Source organism: Confluentibacter sediminis (assembly GCF_003258355.1).
GTDB lineage: Bacteria > Bacteroidota > Bacteroidia > Flavobacteriales > Flavobacteriaceae > Confluentibacter > Confluentibacter sediminis.
Genome location: NZ_QKPO01000009.1, coordinates 1 through 324, shown reverse-complemented (window position 1 = coordinate 324; position 324 = coordinate 1). Strand labels below are relative to the sequence as shown.

The following is a 324-nucleotide window of genomic DNA, read 5'->3' as shown; positions in this document are numbered from 1 at the left end:
GTGAACTAGTTCACTTACAATTAAGTTCTGCGTATTTTTTGGGAGACATTTTACCTAACGCATTATGTGGTCTATAATGATTATAATCATACATCCATATTTGAGTTTGTTCTCTTACTTGATCTATCGTTTCAAAAATATATCTATTAAGTACGCCTCTTCTGTAAGAACCATTGAAGCGTTCAATAAAAGCATTCTGGGTAGGTTTACCTGATTGTATATATTGAAATACAATACCATGCATTTCACTCCATTCTGATGTAATATTGGCAATAAACTCAGGACCGTTGTCCATGCGTATTTTTTCAGGTCTACCTCGTTTGT

1 protein-coding gene is annotated in these 324 nt (G+C 33.6%); it reads right to left on the bottom strand.

Translation table 11 applies throughout. The features are described 5' to 3' along the window. Window positions 1-10 precede the first annotated feature (10 nt). The coding region (locus DKT72_RS09100; protein WP_162623279.1) for an integrase core domain-containing protein at window positions 11-324 on the bottom strand (314 nt) is incomplete at its 5' end.